Source organism: Acetobacter sp. AN02 (genome assembly GCF_029759835.1).
Lineage (GTDB): Bacteria > Pseudomonadota > Alphaproteobacteria > Acetobacterales > Acetobacteraceae > Acetobacter.
On sequence record NZ_JAJJND010000048.1, the window covers coordinates 1 to 19,040 of the forward strand.

The window sequence follows — 19,040 nt, forward strand, 5'->3', positions numbered from 1 at the left end:
TCCTGTCCTCCATTGGAAACATCCCGCCAACAGAAGCTGAGGCCCGCTTTTATGCACAACAAAAATCACATGCTTTAGCCGCTTAAATCAGATAAAAAACGTCTCCACAAAACCCGGGGCAATTCAGCCCTGCAGAAAGGGACTTTCCGCGGACGCAGGCGGGATACGATCGGTTTCGTCGTCAACGTGCAGAATTTCTCCAGCCTCGCCATGCAGCGTATGCGCGCCGCACGCAGCTGGGCCGGAGGCAATGAAAATATCCGGCATAATCAGTATATCATGGAGCTGGCCTACGGTGCCCAGGTGACCCCTGCCATCCGTGTCTCGCCCAATCTTCAGTGCATTCTCAATCCGGATCAGAGCGGGGCTCCGTTCCGCACCCGTCACATTGGTCATGCCGTCGTGTTCGGTTTCAAGTTTACAGCCGATCTTCCCACACTCGTGGCAAGCATGCTGTGAGAAGAGAATGACACGCTGCAGGGATCATTCCCGGAGGATGGTTCCTGTACGGACTGTTCTTTCAGGGGCTGAAACGCTCAGATATCCCCGCATCCGCAGACATCAGAATAACAAAAAAACTCCCTGCCGAAGCAGGGAGTTTCATCAGATCCGAGATAGTCGGAGTGCGGATCAGCGGGCGCTGATCGGCTTGTAGTCGCGCTTCGGAGAGCCGGTGTAGAGCTGCCGCGGACGGCTGATGCGCTGGCCCGGCTCCTCGATCATTTCCTTCCACTGGCTGATCCAGCCGGTGGTGCGGGCCAGGGCGAACAGCACGGTGAACATGCTGGTCGGAATGCCCATCGCCTTGAGAATGATGCCGGAATAGAAATCGACGTTCGGATACAGCTTACGCTGCACGAAGTAGTCGTCGCTCAGGGCGATCTTTTCCAGCTCGACAGCCAGATCAAGCTGCGGATCGTCCTTGATGCCCAGCTCGCTCAGAACCTCGTGGCAGGTCTGCTGCATGATCTTCGCACGCGGATCGAAGTTCTTGTAGACGCGATGACCAAAGCCCATCAGCTTCACGCCGCTGGTCTTGTCCTTCACCTGGCGGATGAACTCGGGGATGTTCTCCTTGCTGCCGATGGAGGACAGCATCTTCAGAACGGCCTCGTTCGCACCGCCATGAGCAGGGCCCCACAGAGCGGCAATACCGGCGGCAACGCAGGCAAACGGATTGGCACCCGTGGACCCGGCCAGACGGACGGTGGAGGTGGACGCGTTCTGCTCGTGATCGGCGTGGAGGATCAGGATACGGTCCATGGCCTTCGCCAGAACCGGATTGATCTTATACTCCTCGGTCGGACGCGCGAACATCATATAGAGGAAGTTCTCCGCATAGCTCAGATCGTTACGCGGATACATGAAGGTCTCACCCTGGGTATATTTATACGCCCAGGCGGAAATCGTCGGCAGCTTGGCGATCAGGCGCATCGCAGAGAGATGGCGGCTCTCCGGACAGGAGATGTCGTTGGCATCCGGATAGAAGGCGGACAGAGCGCCGACGGTGCCGCAGAGGATGGCCATCGGATGCGCGTCACGACGGAATCCGTTGAAGAAATTACGGATCTGCTCATGCAGAAGCGTGTGATTGGTCAGCTCGCTGACAAATTTCTTGTACTGAGCCTCGTTCGGCAGCTCTCCGTTGAGGAGGAGATGAGCCACTTCGGGGAAGGTGGCATGCTCGGCCAGCTGCTCGATCGGATAGCCGCGATGAAGAAGGATGCCCTTGTCGCCGTCGATGAAGGTGACCTTGCTCTCACAGGACGCCGTCTCGCCATAGCCCGGATCGAAGGTAAAGACACCGAGTTCGGAAGGCAGCTTGCGGATATCGACGACATCGGGACCCAGTTCTCCCCGGAGAACGGGAAATTCCGCAGTCTTGTCCCCGATCGTAAGCTTTGCCGATGTTGTCTGTGAAGCACTCATCCTGTCATCCTTCCCGCTCTTGCCGTCCGGGAGGCCCCGCATGGCAGTCGTGTTGTGGTCGTGGCCTGATTAGTGTCGATCTGACGCCGGTGAGGAAAGAGGGCAGGCTGTCACCTTCTTGCGAGGAAGCAGGAAATTGCCGCCATCCGGTCACAATTGCGAGAAAGATTCCAGCCACGAGGTGCGCGGCCCGAGATTTTTCCACCCCCGGGCCACGGAATCAAAGTCATCCACCTCCACCCGGAAGGTCGCCAGAGTGGCGGGAAGAAACTCCTCCCGGAGCGAGGTCTCAACACCGTTGAGAAGCTGTGCCAGCTCCGTAATTCCCGGATTATGCGCGACCAGAAGCACCGTATGCGCCGAATCAGGACTGGCCCTCAGCCGCGCCAGAAGCTCCATCGCATCCGCGTTATAGAGCGTCTGCTCGATCCGGATCTCCGCGTCATGCACCGCAAACGGCAGCAGGGCGGCATATGTCTGCCGTGTACGCATGGCCGGACTGCACAGTACCAGATCAGGAGAAATCCGGTCAGCCCGAAGCTTCGCCCCCCGGCGGCGGGCCGTCTTCATGCCGTCAGCACTGAGCGGGCGGGCCAGATCCGTCTCGCGGCTGTAATCCCCACCCGGAGGAGGGAGCGCCTCGGCATGGCGCATCAGTATCAGGCGGTGTTCGACCGGTCTCACGGGGCTGACACGCCTCCGGGCGTATCCCGCACCTCAGCCTCCCGGGCGATCGCCTCATGATGGCGGATCACCTCGCGGATGATGAACGCGAGGAATTTCTCGGCAAAATCAGGGTCCAGTTTCGTCCCCTCTGCCAGAGAGCGCAGACGGGCAATCTGCCGTGCCTCGCGCGCCGGATCAGCCGCCGGCAGACCATACCGGGCCTTGAGCTCCCCGACCTCCCGCGTGCAGCGGAACCGTTCGGCCAGCATGGCAATCAGCGCCGTGTCAATGTTGTCAATGCTCTGTCGCAGCGCCTGAAGAGCCGCAGGAGGGGTGCCGCCGGAAGAGGATGTGGACTCGGAGGCGGATCGGATCGGGTCAGCCAAGGACAGAAACCTCACACAGAATCATGACGTTGCCTTTCTATAGACGATTTTCCCCAGAGATACTCTCCCCTTCAGACGCTCTTCCTCAGAAACGGGTTTCCGGAAAAAATACCGTGTCGGGCTCCGTAACGGGATCAAGGTCCATCCATGCCAGATGTCCGCCCTTTCCGGCCCCCGTATCCATAAAAACAGCCGTTCCGCCCCGGCGGCCGCTGCGAATCCAGGGGCGACCGTCCGTGGAGCGCCGGTCATGCCCACAATAGACAGTGACAGGCTCAGGAATCTGATCCACCCAGTTCAGCCGCCGCTCGGGATAGCCGTCGGGCTGCATCTTTCCCGTAACCTCCCCGAACAGGGCGCGGGACAGGGCAGGGGTCACGTCACCGGTGGCCGGAGGCGGCTCATCGGTCAGCATTCTCAGATGAAAGCCGCCATGCACGAACAGACGGTCACCAAGGCGCAGCCAGGCCGGCGCGGCCAGAAGGAGATCAAGCGCCTCCTCCAGAACATCCTCGTTGCCGGGCGCCTGAAGCTGCTCAATCGTCGCCTCCAGCACCGCATCGCGCCGGACCTTCCGGCCTGAAAGCGCACGGGCCAGCTTACGATCATGGTTGCCGAGCACGAACAGACCCCGCCCCTCGGCAATGATCCGGCTCATCAGCCGCAGGACACCCGCACTGTCGGGACCATAATCCACAAGGTCTCCCAGCTGGATGACAAAGCAGTCGGTCGCGACCGCATGACGGAACGCCACCAGATCCCCGTGAACATCTCCGACAACCCGAATACGCCGCCCGGCCGCCAGCTGACTGACACTGCTCCTGATGCTGTCACTGTCTCCCATAGCGGCTCCCTCGACTCCCTCCCCGCCAATATGGGCAGGATTCTGTCCCGGCACGAGGGGGGAGAGGAAACTCTTTTCCGTCATGCTCCTGATTTCGTGATCCGTCCGGATGCCACAATCCGCCATCTTCTGCCCCCGAACACAGCCATGTGACAGGTATCTTTTATCATTTCAGGCGTAAACAGGGCGACGTAACGCGGTCCGGAGACATCACGCACAAAGACCGGCCGCGACAGAAGAACGAAGAAACAGGACGGTGTTGTATGAACGACCGCATTCGCAGTGAAGCCTTCCGCTCCAAAGTAAAACCCGCCGAGGCCGCCGCCGCTCTCATCAGCAACGGAGACACGCTCGGAACCAGCGGTTTTACCGGCGCAGGCTATCCGAAATCCGTCCCGATGGCGCTTGCAGACCGGGTCACGGCAGAGCGGGAGGCCGGACGTGAGCTGAAAGTCCGTCTTGTCACCGGTGCCTCCACGGGTCCGCAGTGCGACGGCGTCCTGGCAAAGGCGCACGGCGTGTCCTACCGGTCTCCGTTCAACACCGACGCCGGAATGCGGAACAACATCAATTCCGGAGAGACCGAATATTTCGACAACCATCTCGGTGTTGTCGCACCCCGCGCCGTCCAGGGGGATTACGGCGATTTCGACTTTGCCGTGGTCGAGGCTGTGGCCATCACGGAAGACGGCGGCATCGTTCCGTCCTCCTCCGTCGGTAACTCCCAGACCTTCCTCGATGTCGCGAAGAAAGTCATCATCGAGGTCAACACCTGGCAGTCTCCCGAACTGGAAGGCATGCACGATATCTTCCGCGGCAATGTCAGCGGACTGCCCTCACGCGACATCATCCCCATCACCGCGGCGGATCAGCGCATCGGAGAGACGTGGCTTAAGGTCGACCCCTCAAAGGTCGCAGCCGTTGTCATGTCGGAGGAGTCCGATCGCAACGCGCCGTTCGCCGCTCCGGACCAGAATGCGAAGGCTATCGCCGGATATCTGCTCGACTTCTTCGAACACGAGGTGAAGAAGGGCCGTATGCCGAAATCCCTTCTGCCCCTGCAGTCCGGTGTCGGCAACGTTGCCAATGCGGTGCTCGAAGGCCTGAATGAAGGTCCGTTCGAGAACCTCATGGGATACAGTGAGGTGATCCAGGACGGCATGCTGAAAATGCTCGAGAACGGCCGCATGAAGATCGCGTCCGCAACCTCGTTCTCCCTCAGCCCGGAAGCCGCGAAGGAAATCAACGACCGGATGTCCTTCTTCCGTCAGAAGATCATCCTCCGCCAGCAGGACGTCAGCAATAACCCCGAGGTCATCCGCCGCCTCGGCTGTATCGCCATGAACGGCATGATCGAGGCCGATATCTACGGCAACGTGAACTCCACCCGTGTCATGGGCACGCGGATGATGAACGGAATCGGCGGATCGGGTGATTTCGCCCGCAACTCCTTCCTGTCCATCTTCCTGTCCACCTCCACGGCCAAGGACGGCAAGATCTCGGCCATCGTGCCGTTTGCCGCCCATATCGATCACATCATGCAGGACAGTCAGATCATCGTTACGGAGCAGGGCATCGCCGACATGCGCGGCCTCGGCCCCGTCCAGCGTGCCGAGCAGGTGATCAGAAACTGCTCCCACCCGACCTATCGTCCGCTTCTGGAAGACTACCTCGCCCGCGCGAAGAAATCCTCCTACGGACTGCACACGCCCCACCTGCTCAACGAAGCCCTTTCCTGGCACCAGCGCTTTGTCGAGACCGGGACGATGCTGCCGTCCTGAACCGTCCTCTCTTCATCGGGAGAACAGACGCCGTGCGGGATATCCCGCACGGCGTTTTTCATGATACGCACGGACATTCCCGCCGATGCCCGGCAGAACCTCCGGAATCCCGATCATGTCCCGCCCGCCCTCTGCCCTGCGTACCGCCAGGTCGCACCGTTCCGTCATGGCGGAAAGCGCACAGCCGGACCGGCGGGGGGAAATTCTTACGGTCGCCACACAGCTCTTTGCCGCAAAAGGCTACCGGGCTGCCTCAATGCGCGAAATTGCCGATCATGCCGGACTGCTCGCCGGTTCGCTCTATCACTACTTCCGGTCGAAAGAGGCCCTTTTCGTAGAGGTGCATCAGAAAGCCCTGGAGACGGCGGCCCATCGCATCAGCAGGGTCCTGCGCGATCTGACCGATCCCTGGAGCGGCTGGAGGCGGCATGTCTCGAAGTGCTGGAAATCCGCCTCAATACCGGCTCCCTGACACTCCCGCTGGTGAATTCCTTCAGGAGTGTTCCTCCCGGCGTGCAGCAGGCACTGATCATCCAGCGCGACGGCTTTGAGACCATCTTCCGCAGACTGGTGGCAGACCTGCCCCTGGCCCCGGGGATTGATCCGAGCCTCTACAGAATCCTGCTACTGAGCCTGCTCAACTCTGCGGATGGCTGGTATCGCGAAGGACGCCTCTCACGCCGGGATATTGCCGCGCAGATCATAAAAATCTTCAGACACGAGGCGGCCCCCGCTCAGACCGCCAGCCCGGACCGATCATAAAAACCAGGACCGGAGCCCGGGCTGAGACAGCCCTGTGACATCAGCGAAAACCCGGTGGCCTCAGAGACCGGAAGCCCCGGAAACAGCGGAAATTTCTGCTCCCCGGCCACAGGCGCACTCACCATATTCTGTCTCAGTCCGGACATGAACGCTGCACGACATCCTTCGCCCCGACCGGAAAAAAGATTTCTGATCGCGGGCTCGTGTAGCGGACGAAAGCATGGTCACGGCGTTCGGGGGAGTACGTGCATGTGCCGGAATTTGGGTGTATGAACGACATCGGTAAGCAACGGTAAATAACAACAACGGAGAATGACTCGTGGCTGTCAAAATTGCCATCAACGGCTTCGGTCGTATCGGCCGCCTCGTCCTGCGCGGCATTATCGAAAGCGGCCGCACGGATGTCGTGCCTGTCGCAATCAATGATCTCGGCAGCGTAGAGGATAACGCGCATCTTCTGGCCTATGACAGCGTCCACGGTCGTCTTCCGGCAGAGGTGCGGGTCGAGGGCAGAAACCTGATCATCACGGCCAATGGCCGGACCTGGGACCCGATCGCGGTGTCCGCCGAGCGTGATCCGTCCAAAGTACCCTTCAAGGGCGTGGACGTGGCCATGGAGTGCACGGGTCTGTTCACCAGCAAGGAGAAAGCCGCTCCGCTGCTGCAGGCCGGCGCCCGCAAGGTGCTGATCTCCGCTCCGGGAACGGATGTCGATGCAACGGTCGTGTTCGGCGTCAACCAGGACGTGCTGACATCTGACATGACGGTCATCTCGAACGCATCATGCACCACGAACTGTCTGGCTCCGGTTGCGAAAATCCTTGACGAGACATTCGGAATCGAGCGCGGCTACATGGTCACGATCCATTCCTACACCGGTGACCAGCGCACGGTGGACACGCTGCATAAGGATCTGCGTCGCGCCCGCGCCGCGGCCCTGAACATGATCCCGACTTCCACCGGCGCGGCCAAGGCCGTCGGTCTGGTGCTTCCGCATCTCAAGGGAAAGCTCGACGGCACCGCCATCCGCGTGCCCACGGCCAATGTCTCGGTCGTGTCGCTCGATTTCGTGCCGAAAACCATTCCCGGCTCAGTCGAGGAAGTGAACGCCGCCCTGAGGAAGGCCTCCGAGTCCGGCCCGCTCAAGGGAATCCTCGCCTATAACGAGGCCCCCCTGGTCAGCTCCGACTTCAACCACTGCCTGGCCTCCTCCGCCTTCGACGCCACCCAGACCTCTCTGGTGGACGGCGGCAAGCTGGTACGCGTCTGCTCCTGGTATGATAATGAGTGGGGCTTCTCCAACCGTATGTCCGATACCGCCGCCGTATTCGGAGCACTCTGATGTCCGGGGACAGCTGGCGCACGCTCGACGGGCTTGATCCGCGCGGGAAGAAAGTTCTCCTGCGCGCGGATCTCAACGTGCCGGTGCGGGACGGGAAGATTTCCGACCTGACCCGTATCGAGCGCCTGGTCCCCACGATCCGCGAGCTGTCCGACAAGGGCGGCCGCGTGATCGTCGTCAGCCATTTCGACCGCCCCAAAGGGAAGGTCGTGCCGGAAATGTCGCTGGAGCCGGTCGCGAAAGCGCTCGGTGATCAGATCGGTCATGCCGTGACGTTCGTGCCGGACTGCCTCGGTGATACCGCCCGTTCCGCCGTCGACGCGATGAAGGACGGGGATGTGGTCGTTCTGGAAAACACCCGGTTCTATCCGGGTGAGGAAAAGAACGATCCGGAGATGGCAAAAGCCCTGGCCTCTCTGGCGGATGTGTATGTGAACGATGCGTTCTCGGCAGCGCATCGTGCCCATGCCTCCACAGAGGGTGTTGCCCGCCACCTCCCGTCCTTCGCGGGACGGCTGATGGAAATCGAGCTGAAAGCTCTCGATGCGGCTCTGGAGAACCCCGATCGTCCGGTCGGTGCCATTGTCGGCGGTGCGAAGGTCTCCACGAAGCTGGAGCTTCTGGAAAACCTGCTGGAAAAAGTGGACATGCTCGCCGTCGGCGGTGCGATGGCCAACACCTTCCTCGCGGCAAAAGGCTATGATGTCGGCACATCCCTCAAGGAAGAGGAGATGCTCGACACGGCCCGCACCATCATGAAGAAGGCTGAGGAAAAAGGCTGCGATCTGGTCCTGCCGGTCGATGTCGTCATGTCTGAGGAGTTCATGGCCGGTGCACCGACCAGAACCGTCAGCGCCGACAGCATTCCGTCAGGCTGGATGGCACTGGATGCAGGTCCGGAAACGGTGGCCCTGCTCACGCGCAAGCTGGCCGGGCTGAAAACCCTGGTCTGGAACGGCCCGCTCGGCGTGTTCGAGCTGCCCCCGTTCGATACGGCAACCAACGAGGTCGCCCGTGAGGCCGCGCGCCTGACACAGGCCGGGAAGCTGCGGACCGTGGCAGGGGGCGGCGATACGGTCTCAGCCCTGCGTCATGCAGGCGTGCTGCACGACATGTCCTATGTCTCCTCAGCAGGCGGCGCATTTCTGGAATGGCTGGAGGGCAAGGTCCTTCCCGGCGTTACGGTCCTGAAGGAAACGCTGAAGGACGCCTTTCCTCTCTGAGATCAGCAGAAAAAAAGCCGGGAGATATCTCCTGGCTTTTTTGTCTCTGCAGGCATGTCCCGGCCCTGAAATTTTCAGCGCGTGATTCTGCTCCCTGACCGTTGAGGAGAGTAGCCGCTTCCCCTCATCTCATCAGTGAAGAAGGCGCGGCCTCCTCATGCTGCTGAGCGCCAGTTTCTGCTCCTCCGCAAACGCAGGCCATTCACCGGCCGCCAGCGCCTCAAGAGACGGCTTGGGCAGCTTCAGCCTGTCCGCATAATTCCACAGCGCCGTCAGAGCCTGACGCACATAGGCGCGGGTCTCCGGGCTCGGAAGAGCCTCGATATAGAGGAACGGATCATCCGTCGCGCCGGTATGCCCCTCCCAGCGGGAAATCGCCCCCGGTCCGGCGTTATAGCCCGCCAGCATCCGGATCATGTCCCCCCCGGCCGGAACGTGCTTTCCGCCCCGGAGGCTCAGCCTGGCCAGATACTGGAGATAGGCCTGCCCGATATCGAGGTTCAGCCCCGGATCGTGCAGCGCATCCGGTGTATCCGTAAAGCGTGAGGCCTCCCCGGTGACAAAGCCGGCCGTCACGGGCTGGATCTGCATCAGGCCATGCGCACCGGCACCCGATACCGCCCCGGCATTGAAATTCGATTCCAGATGCGTCAGCGCATAGACCAGCGCGGGATCCACGGTGAAACCATGATGCGGATGCAGCGGCGGCAGAGGCAGCGGAGACGCCTTGCCTCCGGCTGTGGAAGCCAGTGCATCGGACATCTGGAGAGACAGATCCGTCAGACCGGCTGCCTCGGCCACGATCTGCATCGACCGCGCCATCGCCGTATCGTTATGAAGCTTCGGCCAGTAGCGGCGCAGAGCCTCTTCCGCACGCCTCTGCTCGCCCACCTGGAGGAGCGCAAAGAAGCGGCGTCCGACCGGCAGGGAAGAGACAGCCTCGATATCGATTTCCGTCAGAACCGGCGCGGCAGGAGCCGCCTCGATCTCGTTCTCGACCGCCGCCGGATGCAGCAGGGACGAGGCCCTGTCCTGTTCCGGCATCTCATGCGTCAGCATACGCGTCGCCAGACGTCCGTAAAAGCTGCGCGGCGCAACACTTGCCCGCTGCAGCCACGGACGGAAGGTGCTGGCCTCACCGAGCATACGATGCGCCCGCGCCGCCCAGAACGCGGCCCCCGAACGCAGCTCCGTCGAGGTATCAGGCGCGCGGGCTGCCGCACCGAACAGCGTCGCGGCCTCCTCGTGCTGCCCGAGCGCCCAGGCGGCAAGGCCGGCCACATAGGCAGGCTCTCCGACACGCCTGTCCCCGCGCAGGAAGGCCTGCTCGCCCGTGCGCAGGGCCTCGGCATAGTCACCGGAGGCCAGCAGATCGCGGGCAATCTCTCCGCCAAGCTGTGCCGCATAGGCCCCCGTCATGCCCGGCGTGATATCGACCAGATGAAGGGCGCTTCGTGCTCCCTTCACACCGGACGAGGCACGCTCCTGCACCGTCCGGTCCAGCAGCGGATTACGGGTGATGTGCAGCTCGTCCGTACTCTGGAAACCGGTCTCATCAGGCCGCAGCATGTCGGAGGACGGTGCGGGAGGCAGGGCGCCATGATCCGGAAGCGACGCCAGACGGGCATAGACCGCCGGTGCATCCGCCATGTCGGAATGCGCCTTCAGCCAGAGCTGAAGCTCATGAACGGTCGGATGATAGGACGGGCTGAGATAACGCTCCGCCTGCAGATCACCCAGCAGGGTCACATCCGTCAGACGGGTCGAACTGGTGAGCGCCTCTGGAAAAGCGCCCTGGCGCTGAAGCCGGAAAACGGAGGTCACCAGAGTAGCCTCAGCCGGAGCCAGCGGGCGTGGCAGCGACAGCGGAGAGCCGTCCCCCGTGCGGAAGTGGGGAACGATCATGGCGAGTTCCTCCTGCACACCCTGACGGGACTGCGCGGAATCGCCGGACGGAGAGCGCCGTCCGCCTTCGGGAAGGCCGGGACGGGACATCGCCATCGGTGCACTGACCAGCAGCAGCGCGCCGGTCAGAAGAACTCTGGCCGTCATGTGCCGGACTGTGACGTGCCGGGGGGAGTGTCCTGGGTTTCGCATAACGCGGGGGGTCTAGGTGTATTCGTCTGTGAACGCAAGCCTTTCCTGCATTCCGTATCGGAAGTCATACAAATGTGTCAGGAAATCCCGGTCATTTCCGGCATGAAATCACGCATGTTTACCTGAATGGTGATTATGTTACCGTTCGTGAGTATTTATTTCGATACACCGGAAAAAACGGATTTTATTTCCTGTGATTTCATGACGTTTCATCAGTTGCCACGGACAGCCGCAGTATATCAGCCCAGCTTTCCCTGCGGGCCGCGGCACTGGCCTTCAGCTGCAGCGGATGCCGCATGACCAGAGCCGGAATCTCCGCGTCCTGCCACACCCCTTCCGCACTGCGAAGCCGCAGCGGAATCCCGTGCCAGACATTTCTGAGACGGGCCAGAGGCTCCGTCCGGCCCGTCACCATCCGGGCCGCAAGAGACCCGCACAGCAGAAGGCGCTGCGGACGCATGAGCCCGATGGTCCTGTGCAGCAGCGGAAGGCAGACCTCGATCTCTGCGGCAGAGGGTGGCCGCCCGCCGGGAGGCCGCCACGGAATCGCGGCCGCGACCGCCAGCGTGCCGCGCGCCAGACCGATACTGCCCAGCATCCCGTCCAGCAAGGCCCCGGCCTGACCGGAAAACGGTCGCCCGCTGCGATCCTCATCCGCATCCGGCGCATCACCGATAATCATGACCGGCGCTCCGGCAGGACCCTCCGCCAGAACCGTATGCATGGCAGTCCTGCGCAGCGAACAGCCGTCAAATGCAGCCAGGGCGGCTGACAGCGACTCCATACAGTCCAACTCATCCGGCAGACCTGCAGGCGGGAGAGGAGTGGCTGGTGCGGACACGACCGGCGGCGCGGCGCGGCGCGGCGGCTTACCCTCCTGCGGCCGCGCGGGAGCGGCCTCGGCCGCACGGGCGAATCTGTCATACGGGCTGTCGGTCAGGGCTGCATCCACACCCCATTCGAGATGAAGTGCCAGCAGTGCACGGAGGCCGTCCGTATCTCCCGCTTCGGGATATGCCGCCACTCTGCCTGTCTCCTGATCATCTCCGGACCCGCTCCTGCCGGCCCGTCACGACATATTGCCGCCACGTATTACGGATTTGGATGTTACTCACGGACGGGCTACAGACAAGGGAAGATTATGGCCGGACCCGGATCCGGTGCGACGGGGACAGTCCGGAACACAGGCCGGATCAGCATACAGGGCGGAACGTGCCGGAATACCAGACGCATAAGACGTATCAGACACATAAAACGCACGGACATACCGGATTGCGGTTCTTGCGGCGGCGTCCGGCCCTGCTCGGTACGGCCCTGATATCTCTCGTCATGCCCGCGCTGATGCCACCGGCGCAGGCGCGTCCGTCTCACGTGGCCGCAGCAAAGCCCCCGGTCTCGCCGCCAGTGCCGGTCAATGCCGGTGCCTATCTCACGGCTGTGGTCGCAACACTTACGGGAGATATGGAAGAGGCGGCCCGGAGCTACCGCACTGCCTTGGAAACCGATCCGCAGAATACGGATCTTCTACGCAGGGCACTTGTATACAGTATCTTTGCCGGAGACCCGGTCGTGGTTCCGCTTGCGGAGCAGCATCTCCGGAAGGAAAACGGGCACTCTCTCATCGCCGCGATGGTCCTCGGAAACGACGCCGCAAAGCGCGGGGCATGGAAGGACGCCATCAGCCGGTACCGCATGGTGCCCGATACCGGTTTCTATGATCTGCTGACCCCGCTTCTCGATGCCTGGTGCCGGGCCGGTGCCGGAGAAGGGGCCGCCGCCATCGCGGATCTGAACCGGATGGCCGCCAGCCGTCCCCCGGTCGCGACGTTCTATCTCACCCACGCGGCACTGATCGCCGGATACAGCAATCTGACCAGCAGCGCCGGAGAGCTTCTGACCCGTGCGGCAGCCGCCTCATCAGGGGACGATCTGCTCCTGACCCGCACCCGTGCGGCGTGGCTGTGGAAAGACGGTCGCCGCGACGAGGCACGTGAACTCATAAGAAAGGTCGTGGCCTCCGATCCGGTATTCGCCCTTTCCGGCAGCGATCTGCAGGCAACGATCAGCATTCCTCCGGTCACGACCCCGCAGCAGGGCCTGGCCCATGCCTATCTCGTCATTGCCTTCCTGCTCTTCGAGGAAGCCCGCCACGCTCCGCAACCTGCCATCAGCCAGGGAGCGGAAGACGCATCCTTCTTCATGCTGCACCTCGCCCTGTCACTCGATCCGGACCTGACGATCGCCAGGCTGAGGCTGGCAGAGGTGGAAAACGACCGGAAACACCCGGAGGAGGCGCTGGCCATTCTCCGTGCCTCCGATCCGAAAAGTCCGTTCGCCCGCGTCGTCCGCTTCCGTATCGCCCTGCTCGAGACCAGAGCCGGACAGCAGGACGCTGCGGTGAAGGAACTGCAGAGCATCGTGGCAGAGGTGCCGGATCAGATCCTGCCGCTCCGCGTGCTCGCAAGCCTGCAGGCCGAGCAGAAAAACTATCCCGATGCGGTAAAAACCTGGACACAGGCCATAGACCTCGCGCGCAGGCAGAATGTCCGGGACTGGGTGCTGTATTTCGGTCGGGCCGCAGCTTTTGAGGCGCAGGGAAAATGGGCGGAGGCAGAGGCCGATCTGCAGAAAGCCAGAACATTTGCGCCGGACGAGCCGATGATTCTGAACTTCCTAGGCTATGGATGGATACAGCGCGGCCAGCACCGGGAGGAAGCCGTCCGGCTCCTCAGACGCGCCATGATGCTGGACCCGGACGATGTCGCCATCCGTGACAGCCTTGGCTGGGCGCTGGTGGAAACCGGAGATATCGCAAACGGAACGCGCCTTCTGGAAGAGGCCGTGGAAAAAGAGCCTCTCGATGCGGAAATGAACTACCATCTCGGTGTGGCCTACTGGCGTGCCGGGCGTCATGTGGAGGCCATCGACCAGTGGGACGTCGCCCTGCAGCAGAAGCCGGACCCGGAAGTGGAGAAAAAAATCCGCAAGGCCCTGTCGGACGCCGGCAGCAAGGCGCACTGAAAACCGCCCGCTTTAAGGGTGAAGACTGTCACATATCCAGCTCAGGACATCCGCCATGCCGCTGAAATCCCGCTTTCTGACAGCCGCCGCCCTCGGTCTCGTCGCATCCTCCGCCGTCGCCCGGGCAGCCCCTGCTTCCGGGCAGATCCCCGTCCGGGTGGTCGTGGTCACAACCTTCGAGATCGGCAAGGATACAGGCGATACACCGGGAGAATTCCAGACCTGGGTTGAAAAACTGCCGCTGTCGCAGGAACTGCCCGCACCGGGGACCGATCACGGCGTGATGCGGTACAATCCGCAGATGCAGGTCCTGGGGATCGTCAGCGGAGAGGGGCCGGAGCATATGGCCTCCGCTATCACCGGCCTGGTACTCGATCCGCGTTTCGATCTCAGGAAAAGCTATTTCGTTCTGGCGGGAATTGCCGGGATTGACCCCAGAGCCGCCTCTATCGGCTCCGCCGTCTGGACACCCCGCGTGGTCAACGGAGGGCTGTCACATCTGATCGACCCCCGCGAGATCCCGAAGGACTGGTCCGATGGCTATACGCCGGTCCAGGGCAGCCGCCCGGATGAAAAACCCGTCCCGCCGCTGCACTCCATGTCCGGGGATATGGGCTATACCCTCAATCCGGGCCTGACCGGCTGGGCCTTCGCCCTGACAAAAAATATCCCGCTCCCCGATACGGCGGAGATGAAGACAAGCCGCGCCCGCTACACCGGCTTCCCCGAAGCGATGAAGCCGCCCTCGGTCCTGACCGGAGACACGATCTCATCCGAAACATTCTGGGTCGGTCCGAAGCTGAATGACTGGGCGGAACGCTGGGTGAAATACTGGACCGGAGGCCAGGGGCATCTCGTCACCACGGCGGAGGAGGATATCGGCTTTATGCAGGCCCTGTCCGCCCAGGCAAAGGCCGGTCGTGTCGATATGAACCGCGTCCTGCTCCTGCGGACCGGCAGTAATTACGACATGCCGCCCCCGGGTCAGAGTCCGGCCGGTTTCCTCAATGATGAGGAACACGGCAAGGGCTATGCCGGATTTCTGCCCTCGGTAGACTCAGTCTGGCGCGTCGGCAGCGTGGTCGTAAAAGAACTCGCGCTGCACTGGGATAAATACGAAAATAACGTGCCGTCCGCACCTCTGCCTTAAGCCGGAAACGGCAAAGAACGCGTGCCCGGAGACATACCCGGGCACGCGCTCTCCTCAGAAGCGATAGGCAATACCTGCGGACACGACAGTCGGATCAAGCGACTCATGAACACGACCGCGCAGCGTCTCGCTGTCGTTCTGCGCCCAGGCATGCATCCGGGAGAAAATCTGCTTCACATCGGCATTGACGAACCAGTTGCCGACCACCTGATAATCAAATCCGACATTGACCAGCGGCCCCGCCGTAAATCCGGCATTGAGCTTGGTCAGCCCCAGAGCTCCCGAACCCTTCATGTTATAGAACCACTGAAAATCCACACCGACACCGACATAGGGATTGAACCGCTTATGCGGACGGAAATGCCAGGTGAAGGTCAGGGCAGGGGGCAGAACCCAGGCCTTCCCGAGATCGGTCTTATGCTGCCCCGCCACACCGGCCAGCATTCCGCCATTTGCAGATACTTCATGACGCGTACTGGTAACGATCAGATCGGCAGCAATATGGTCGGTGATGAAATACTCGAAGGTGAACTCCGGCATGGCCTGGTTGGTGGTGGAAGTATGCGTGCCATACATGCGCGCGCCGTTCACCCAGACGCGGCTGTCACGATCCTGCGGCAGAATACCCATCGCGGAAAGGCGGATCATGAAATCACCTTTCCCGAGACCGATTTTTGTAGAGGCACAGGTCTCGAAAACACCGCAGTGCCCGCCATGCGGTGCCGGAGTATAGGCCGCCGGAGCGGCGATCGGCGCACTGACATAGGCACGCGCCTGCGGATCGTGCGGCCCGGGCGCGGCAGTCTGTGTGGCCGTCTGCGCGGACGCGGCGGTCGCGGCTGCCAGAACCGGCAGGGTGATCAGGGCAGCAAATCCCGTACGATATGAGGTCATGATGGCGTGCTTCACTTCGGCTTCAGGTATGTCTGCAGCCGGTAAATCACGCCCATGAAATGAAGTCGTTGATTCAGATCAATATATTATCATGATGCTCTATTTGTGATCATTCTGCTCCGCGGCAGGATAAATAACCGGTTCTTTACTGACGCGGCACAGGAAAACAGGCAGACCTTCATAAGTAAGATCTTTCTTGCGGCGCTGCAGTGCCGAAGGCGCATGACGACACTGCGTCACACGCGCTCCGGGGATCAGTGCATCCAGCAGCCCGGTGAAATTGTCGTCTTCATCCTCTGATGATTTACGCAGCAGGAAAACGGGCCTGCCCGGCTCAGCCAGCAGCGCGCGCGCCCTGCGTCCCGGATCGTATTCCAGCCCCTTCTGCATCATGTCGTTCAGACCGATAAACGTCGCGCTCTGCGTGTTCCGGGCAAAGGGAAGAAAATAGGACAGCGTCCGCCCCTCAAGAAGAACGATGCTGTTCTCTGGTAGCGGCAGCGGCGCGATCTCAAAAGTCCGGCCCATAAAATGCGTATGCCCGAATCCCGGATACCGGGTCGTAAGCGCCGCCAGCACCATCAGGCCGCCGGAGGTATATCGGAAAAGGGTCTGTCTTACGGAAACGGTGCGGAGGAAAGAGCAGCCGTCGCGCAGGGCCTCCGTCACCATCCACCCCGTCAGAGCCTCCATAGGGATGGCATAACGCAGGATGGAATAGAGCTTCACCCAGAGCACATAGGACACGATCGCAAAGCAGAGAAACCCGGCCCGCACCGGCAGGCTGATGCCCGGACGCCTCAGCCGGGGGATAAATGTCAGTGGAAGAAGCACCAGACAGGACAGCCAGGCAAAGGCAAACCGCATATCGGCAAGCTCCGGCTCGGTCACGACCATCGGCTTTCCCTGCAGCCAGAAAAACGGATAGGCCAGCCATTGAACCAGGGTCTTCGGCTTGTAGCGCTCATCCGTAAACGGCAGGGGCGGCACCCAGTCCGAGTGGAACAGATAGCTGAACATCGGGAAGACCGGATTGCCCGTCATGCGCCACAGATGCACCGCCCACCAGCCATATGCCGCAAGAAACCCGCCCGTGCAGCCCAGCCCCGTCAGGATCATCGCCCGCACGGATGCCCGGAAATCGCGCGCGGAGGAAAAGACAATCGCGCCTGCCGCCAGGGTCAGGGCAGGGAGATAGATGATGGCTGTGGGCTTGAGCCCGGCCGCCGCACCGGTCAGTGCCCCGGCCAGGACGAGCCGCCCCGCCCGCAGGACAGCCCCTCGCCCGGGATGCGGAAGCAGCAGAATCAGCCCGCCCAGAACCAGATCGGCCAGCATCACCTCATTCGAGGACAGCCCGAGCTGACAGATGGAAGCCGCTCCCGAGCCGCCCAGAAGGAAGGCGCAGAACACGGCCCATGAGGACTGCCCGCTCCGCAGGGCCTCCGCCCGACGCAGCAGCGTCAGGAGCAGAATCAGGAACAGTCCGAACCACAGCCCCTGCACGGCGGCAAAAAGCCGGGGAAACGCCGCCAGGGGACCGGTCCCGAGGAACCAGACAGGCAGGTCCGGAAGCGGATTGAAAAACGTCTGTAGATCGGCAGGAACGATGTCCTGCATGGCCCGCCCGTGCAGGAAAGCCCAGGGGTTGTAGAGATGGTAGTTCCGCAGATCGGAAAAACGGTCCTGCCCGATCAGGACGGAGCCGACCGCACCGGTCAGAAGGCAGGCAAGACAGATCAGGGCTTCAGAAAGGAAGCGGCGGGACAGCGATATCATGTCGTCTTTCACAACAGGGAGGACCAGCCGGAAGACTCGCTGCCGGAGAATGATATCAATGTTTTCAGAGGGCCGGGGTTCGCGCGGATGCGCCCCGGGAGAAGATTCCCGGATCATGTGTGGCACGGAGCACACAGGCCGCCCGTTGCCATCGTCACAGTATAAAGATTTCCAGAGGAATGGTGCTGCTGGCGAGGATTGAACTCGCGACCTCTCCCTTACCAAGGGAGTGCTCTACCACTGAGCTACAGCAGCGCAACCGGGCGCTTCCTACTCTCTTTCCCCTCCCGCCGCAAGAGGGTGAGGAAAGATCAGTCGTCGCGGTGGATTTTTTCCATCCGCTCGTGCCGCTCCTGAGCCTCGATCGACAGCGTCGCGATCGGACGGGCCTCAAGACGCTTCAGACCGATCGGCTCCCCGGTATCCTCGCAGTAGCCATAGGTCCCCAGCTCGATTCTCTGCAGCGCCTGGCTGATCTTGCCGATCAGTTTGCGGGCACGGTCACGCGTGCGCAGCTCCAGCGCGCGGTCGGTCTCGACACTGGCCCGGTCCGTAATGTCCGCCTCGTGAATGCCGCCCTCGGACAGACTTGCAAGAGTCTCGTCCGCCTCCTTGAGGAGATCCCCGCGCCAGCGGAGAAGCTTCTGCCGGAAATATTCCACCTGCAGAGGATTCATGAAGTCTTCGGAGTCGGACGGACGATAGTCAGGAGGCAGTGTGATCATCCCGTGGTTCCCGTTCTGCGGTTCCTGCCGCGGGCGGAGGCCCGCCCTTGTAAAGCCGGGGCGCTTATACCGGGCCAGGAGAGCAGAGCCAAGGCCGGGAACGGTTTAAAAATTGAGATAATTCCGCGGAAGCGTCCCGTTTAAGAATTTGTTTGCTCTTACCGGGGATAGTGACAGCCGGTTGATTTAAGGTGACGCGTTCCGGATATGAAGCTTTCCCTGATGACACGTCTGACGGCAGGATTCCTGACCGGTGCGGCGCTTCTGGTCTGTCAGCCCGCAGATGCGGCCCGCGTCCGGATCAAGGATATCGCGGACTATGAAGGTGTCCAGGTAATCTCCCCATTTTTAATGGGGCGTTGAGTGAGAATTCAGGCAGCTGTTTTTAGTTTCTGGGCGGGTGTGAACCCACCGTTCCCCATGTTGGGTCTGTCATGGTTA

General features: G+C 61.7%; 18 protein-coding genes and 1 tRNA gene. 9 read left to right on the forward strand and 10 right to left on the reverse strand.

Annotated features, from left to right (window positions below; translation table 11 throughout):
• Positions 1–129 precede the first annotated feature (129 nt).
• Positions 130–459, forward strand: coding sequence for a carbohydrate porin (locus tag LOC54_RS07275; protein WP_279313179.1), 330 nt, complete (start codon positions 130–132; stop codon positions 457–459).
• 171 nt (positions 460–630) lie between these two features.
• Here the strand turns inward: LOC54_RS07275 and gltA are convergent, their stop codons facing one another.
• The 4 genes from gltA to LOC54_RS07295 form a co-directional block, all read right to left on the reverse strand.
• On the reverse strand, positions 631–1,929 hold the full coding sequence (gene gltA, locus LOC54_RS07280) for a citrate synthase (RefSeq protein WP_279313163.1): 1,299 nt from the start codon (positions 1,927–1,929) through the stop codon (positions 631–633).
• A 150-nt stretch (positions 1,930–2,079) separates the two neighbouring features.
• Positions 2,080–2,613 carry a histidine phosphatase family protein gene (locus LOC54_RS07285; protein WP_279313164.1) on the reverse strand — a complete coding sequence of 178 codons (534 nt, stop codon included), beginning with the start codon at positions 2,611–2,613 and terminating at the stop codon, positions 2,080–2,082.
• Complete coding sequence (locus tag LOC54_RS07290; RefSeq protein WP_408740316.1) at positions 2,610–2,969, reverse strand: chorismate mutase; 360 nt, start codon at positions 2,967–2,969, stop codon at positions 2,610–2,612. Before LOC54_RS07290 ends, LOC54_RS07285 begins: the two co-directional genes overlap by 4 nt.
• A gap of 97 nt (positions 2,970–3,066) precedes the next feature.
• Positions 3,067–3,825, reverse strand: a complete 759-nt coding sequence (locus tag LOC54_RS07295; RefSeq protein WP_279313180.1) for a metallophosphoesterase — start codon at positions 3,823–3,825, stop codon at positions 3,067–3,069.
• A gap of 263 nt (positions 3,826–4,088) precedes the next feature.
• On the opposite strand from LOC54_RS07295, the gene LOC54_RS07300 reads away from it, so the two are divergent.
• From LOC54_RS07300 to LOC54_RS07320, 5 genes are all read left to right on the forward strand, one after another.
• Entirely contained in the window at positions 4,089–5,606 is a 1,518-nt protein-coding gene (locus LOC54_RS07300; RefSeq protein WP_279313166.1) for a succinate CoA transferase, read from the forward strand.
• 115 nt (positions 5,607–5,721) lie between these two features.
• A complete protein-coding gene (locus LOC54_RS07305; protein ID WP_279313167.1) occupies positions 5,722–6,078 on the forward strand; it encodes a helix-turn-helix domain containing protein in 357 nt (118 codons plus the stop codon).
• Positions 6,045–6,368, forward strand: a complete 324-nt coding sequence (locus tag LOC54_RS07310; RefSeq protein ID WP_279313168.1) for a hypothetical protein — start codon at positions 6,045–6,047, stop codon at positions 6,366–6,368. The genes LOC54_RS07305 and LOC54_RS07310 overlap by 34 nt, the downstream gene beginning before the upstream one ends.
• A 319-nt stretch (positions 6,369–6,687) precedes the next feature.
• The gene (gap, locus tag LOC54_RS07315; RefSeq protein ID WP_279313169.1) at positions 6,688–7,710 is read left to right on the forward strand and encodes a type I glyceraldehyde-3-phosphate dehydrogenase; all 1,023 of its coding nucleotides are present in this window, start codon (positions 6,688–6,690) and stop codon (positions 7,708–7,710) included.
• Positions 7,710–8,933, forward strand: a complete 1,224-nt coding sequence (locus LOC54_RS07320; protein WP_279313170.1) for a phosphoglycerate kinase — start codon at positions 7,710–7,712, stop codon at positions 8,931–8,933. Before gap ends, LOC54_RS07320 begins: the two co-directional genes overlap by 1 nt.
• Before the next feature lie 132 nt (positions 8,934–9,065).
• Here LOC54_RS07320 and LOC54_RS07325 read toward each other — a convergent pair whose 3' ends face one another.
• Together LOC54_RS07325 and LOC54_RS07330 are read right to left on the reverse strand one after the other, a co-directional pair.
• Positions 9,066–11,030 (reverse strand): transglycosylase SLT domain-containing protein, encoded by a 1,965-nt coding sequence (locus LOC54_RS07325; RefSeq protein ID WP_408740315.1) that lies wholly within the window; start codon positions 11,028–11,030, stop codon positions 9,066–9,068.
• Positions 11,031–11,229: 199 nt separating this feature from the next.
• Positions 11,230–12,054, reverse strand: coding sequence for a uracil-DNA glycosylase (locus LOC54_RS07330; RefSeq protein ID WP_279313172.1), 825 nt, complete (start codon positions 12,052–12,054; stop codon positions 11,230–11,232).
• A gap of 257 nt (positions 12,055–12,311) precedes the next feature.
• Here LOC54_RS07330 and LOC54_RS07335 point away from each other — a divergent pair, with 257 nt between their 5' ends.
• A complete protein-coding gene (locus LOC54_RS07335; RefSeq protein WP_279313173.1) occupies positions 12,312–14,051 on the forward strand; it encodes a tetratricopeptide repeat protein in 1,740 nt (579 codons plus the stop codon).
• 55 nt (positions 14,052–14,106) lie between these two features.
• A complete protein-coding gene (locus tag LOC54_RS07340; RefSeq protein WP_279313174.1) occupies positions 14,107–15,201 on the forward strand; it encodes a purine nucleoside permease in 1,095 nt (364 codons plus the stop codon).
• A 54-nt stretch (positions 15,202–15,255) separates the two neighbouring features.
• On the opposite strand, the gene LOC54_RS07345 is transcribed toward LOC54_RS07340, so the two are convergent.
• From LOC54_RS07345 to dksA, 4 genes are all read right to left on the reverse strand, one after another.
• Complete coding sequence (locus LOC54_RS07345; RefSeq protein WP_279313175.1) at positions 15,256–16,095, reverse strand: OmpW family protein; 840 nt, start codon at positions 16,093–16,095, stop codon at positions 15,256–15,258.
• A gap of 99 nt (positions 16,096–16,194) precedes the next feature.
• Positions 16,195–17,874 (reverse strand): hypothetical protein, encoded by a 1,680-nt coding sequence (locus LOC54_RS07350; RefSeq protein ID WP_279313176.1) that lies wholly within the window; start codon positions 17,872–17,874, stop codon positions 16,195–16,197.
• Positions 17,875–18,054: 180 nt separating this feature from the next.
• Positions 18,055–18,129, reverse strand: a tRNA-Thr gene (locus LOC54_RS07355).
• A 56-nt stretch (positions 18,130–18,185) separates the two neighbouring features.
• Positions 18,186–18,599 carry an RNA polymerase-binding protein DksA gene (gene dksA / locus LOC54_RS07360; RefSeq protein ID WP_279313177.1) on the reverse strand — a complete coding sequence of 138 codons (414 nt, stop codon included), beginning with the start codon at positions 18,597–18,599 and terminating at the stop codon, positions 18,186–18,188.
• Positions 18,600–18,806: 207 nt separating this feature from the next.
• Between dksA and LOC54_RS07365 the strand changes: the two genes are divergently transcribed.
• Entirely contained in the window at positions 18,807–18,962 is a 156-nt protein-coding gene (locus tag LOC54_RS07365) for a hypothetical protein (protein WP_279313178.1), read from the forward strand.
• Positions 18,963–19,040 lie beyond the last annotated feature (78 nt).

Excerpts from the sequence above, each read along its gene's own strand:
- LOC54_RS07325 (WP_408740315.1), bottom strand. The coding sequence starts at position 11,030 with ATGCGAAACCCAGGACACTCCCCCCGGCACGTCACAGTCCGGCACATG.
- gltA (WP_279313163.1), bottom strand. The coding sequence starts at position 1,929 with ATGAGTGCTTCACAGACAACATCGGCAAAGCTTACGATCGGGGACAAG.
- LOC54_RS07320 (WP_279313170.1), top strand. The coding sequence starts at position 7,710 with ATGTCCGGGGACAGCTGGCGCACGCTCGACGGGCTTGATCCGCGCGGG.
- LOC54_RS07340 (WP_279313174.1), top strand. The coding sequence starts at position 14,107 with ATGCCGCTGAAATCCCGCTTTCTGACAGCCGCCGCCCTCGGTCTCGTC.
- LOC54_RS07345 (WP_279313175.1), bottom strand. The coding sequence starts at position 16,095 with ATGACCTCATATCGTACGGGATTTGCTGCCCTGATCACCCTGCCGGTT.
- LOC54_RS07295 (WP_279313180.1), bottom strand. The coding sequence starts at position 3,825 with ATGGGAGACAGTGACAGCATCAGGAGCAGTGTCAGTCAGCTGGCGGCC.
- dksA (WP_279313177.1), bottom strand. The coding sequence starts at position 18,599 with ATGATCACACTGCCTCCTGACTATCGTCCGTCCGACTCCGAAGACTTC.
- LOC54_RS07365 (WP_279313178.1), top strand. The coding sequence starts at position 18,807 with ATGAAGCTTTCCCTGATGACACGTCTGACGGCAGGATTCCTGACCGGT.
- LOC54_RS07305 (WP_279313167.1), top strand. The coding sequence starts at position 5,722 with ATGTCCCGCCCGCCCTCTGCCCTGCGTACCGCCAGGTCGCACCGTTCC.
- LOC54_RS07350 (WP_279313176.1), bottom strand. The coding sequence starts at position 17,874 with ATGATATCGCTGTCCCGCCGCTTCCTTTCTGAAGCCCTGATCTGTCTT.
- LOC54_RS07300 (WP_279313166.1), top strand. The coding sequence starts at position 4,089 with ATGAACGACCGCATTCGCAGTGAAGCCTTCCGCTCCAAAGTAAAACCC.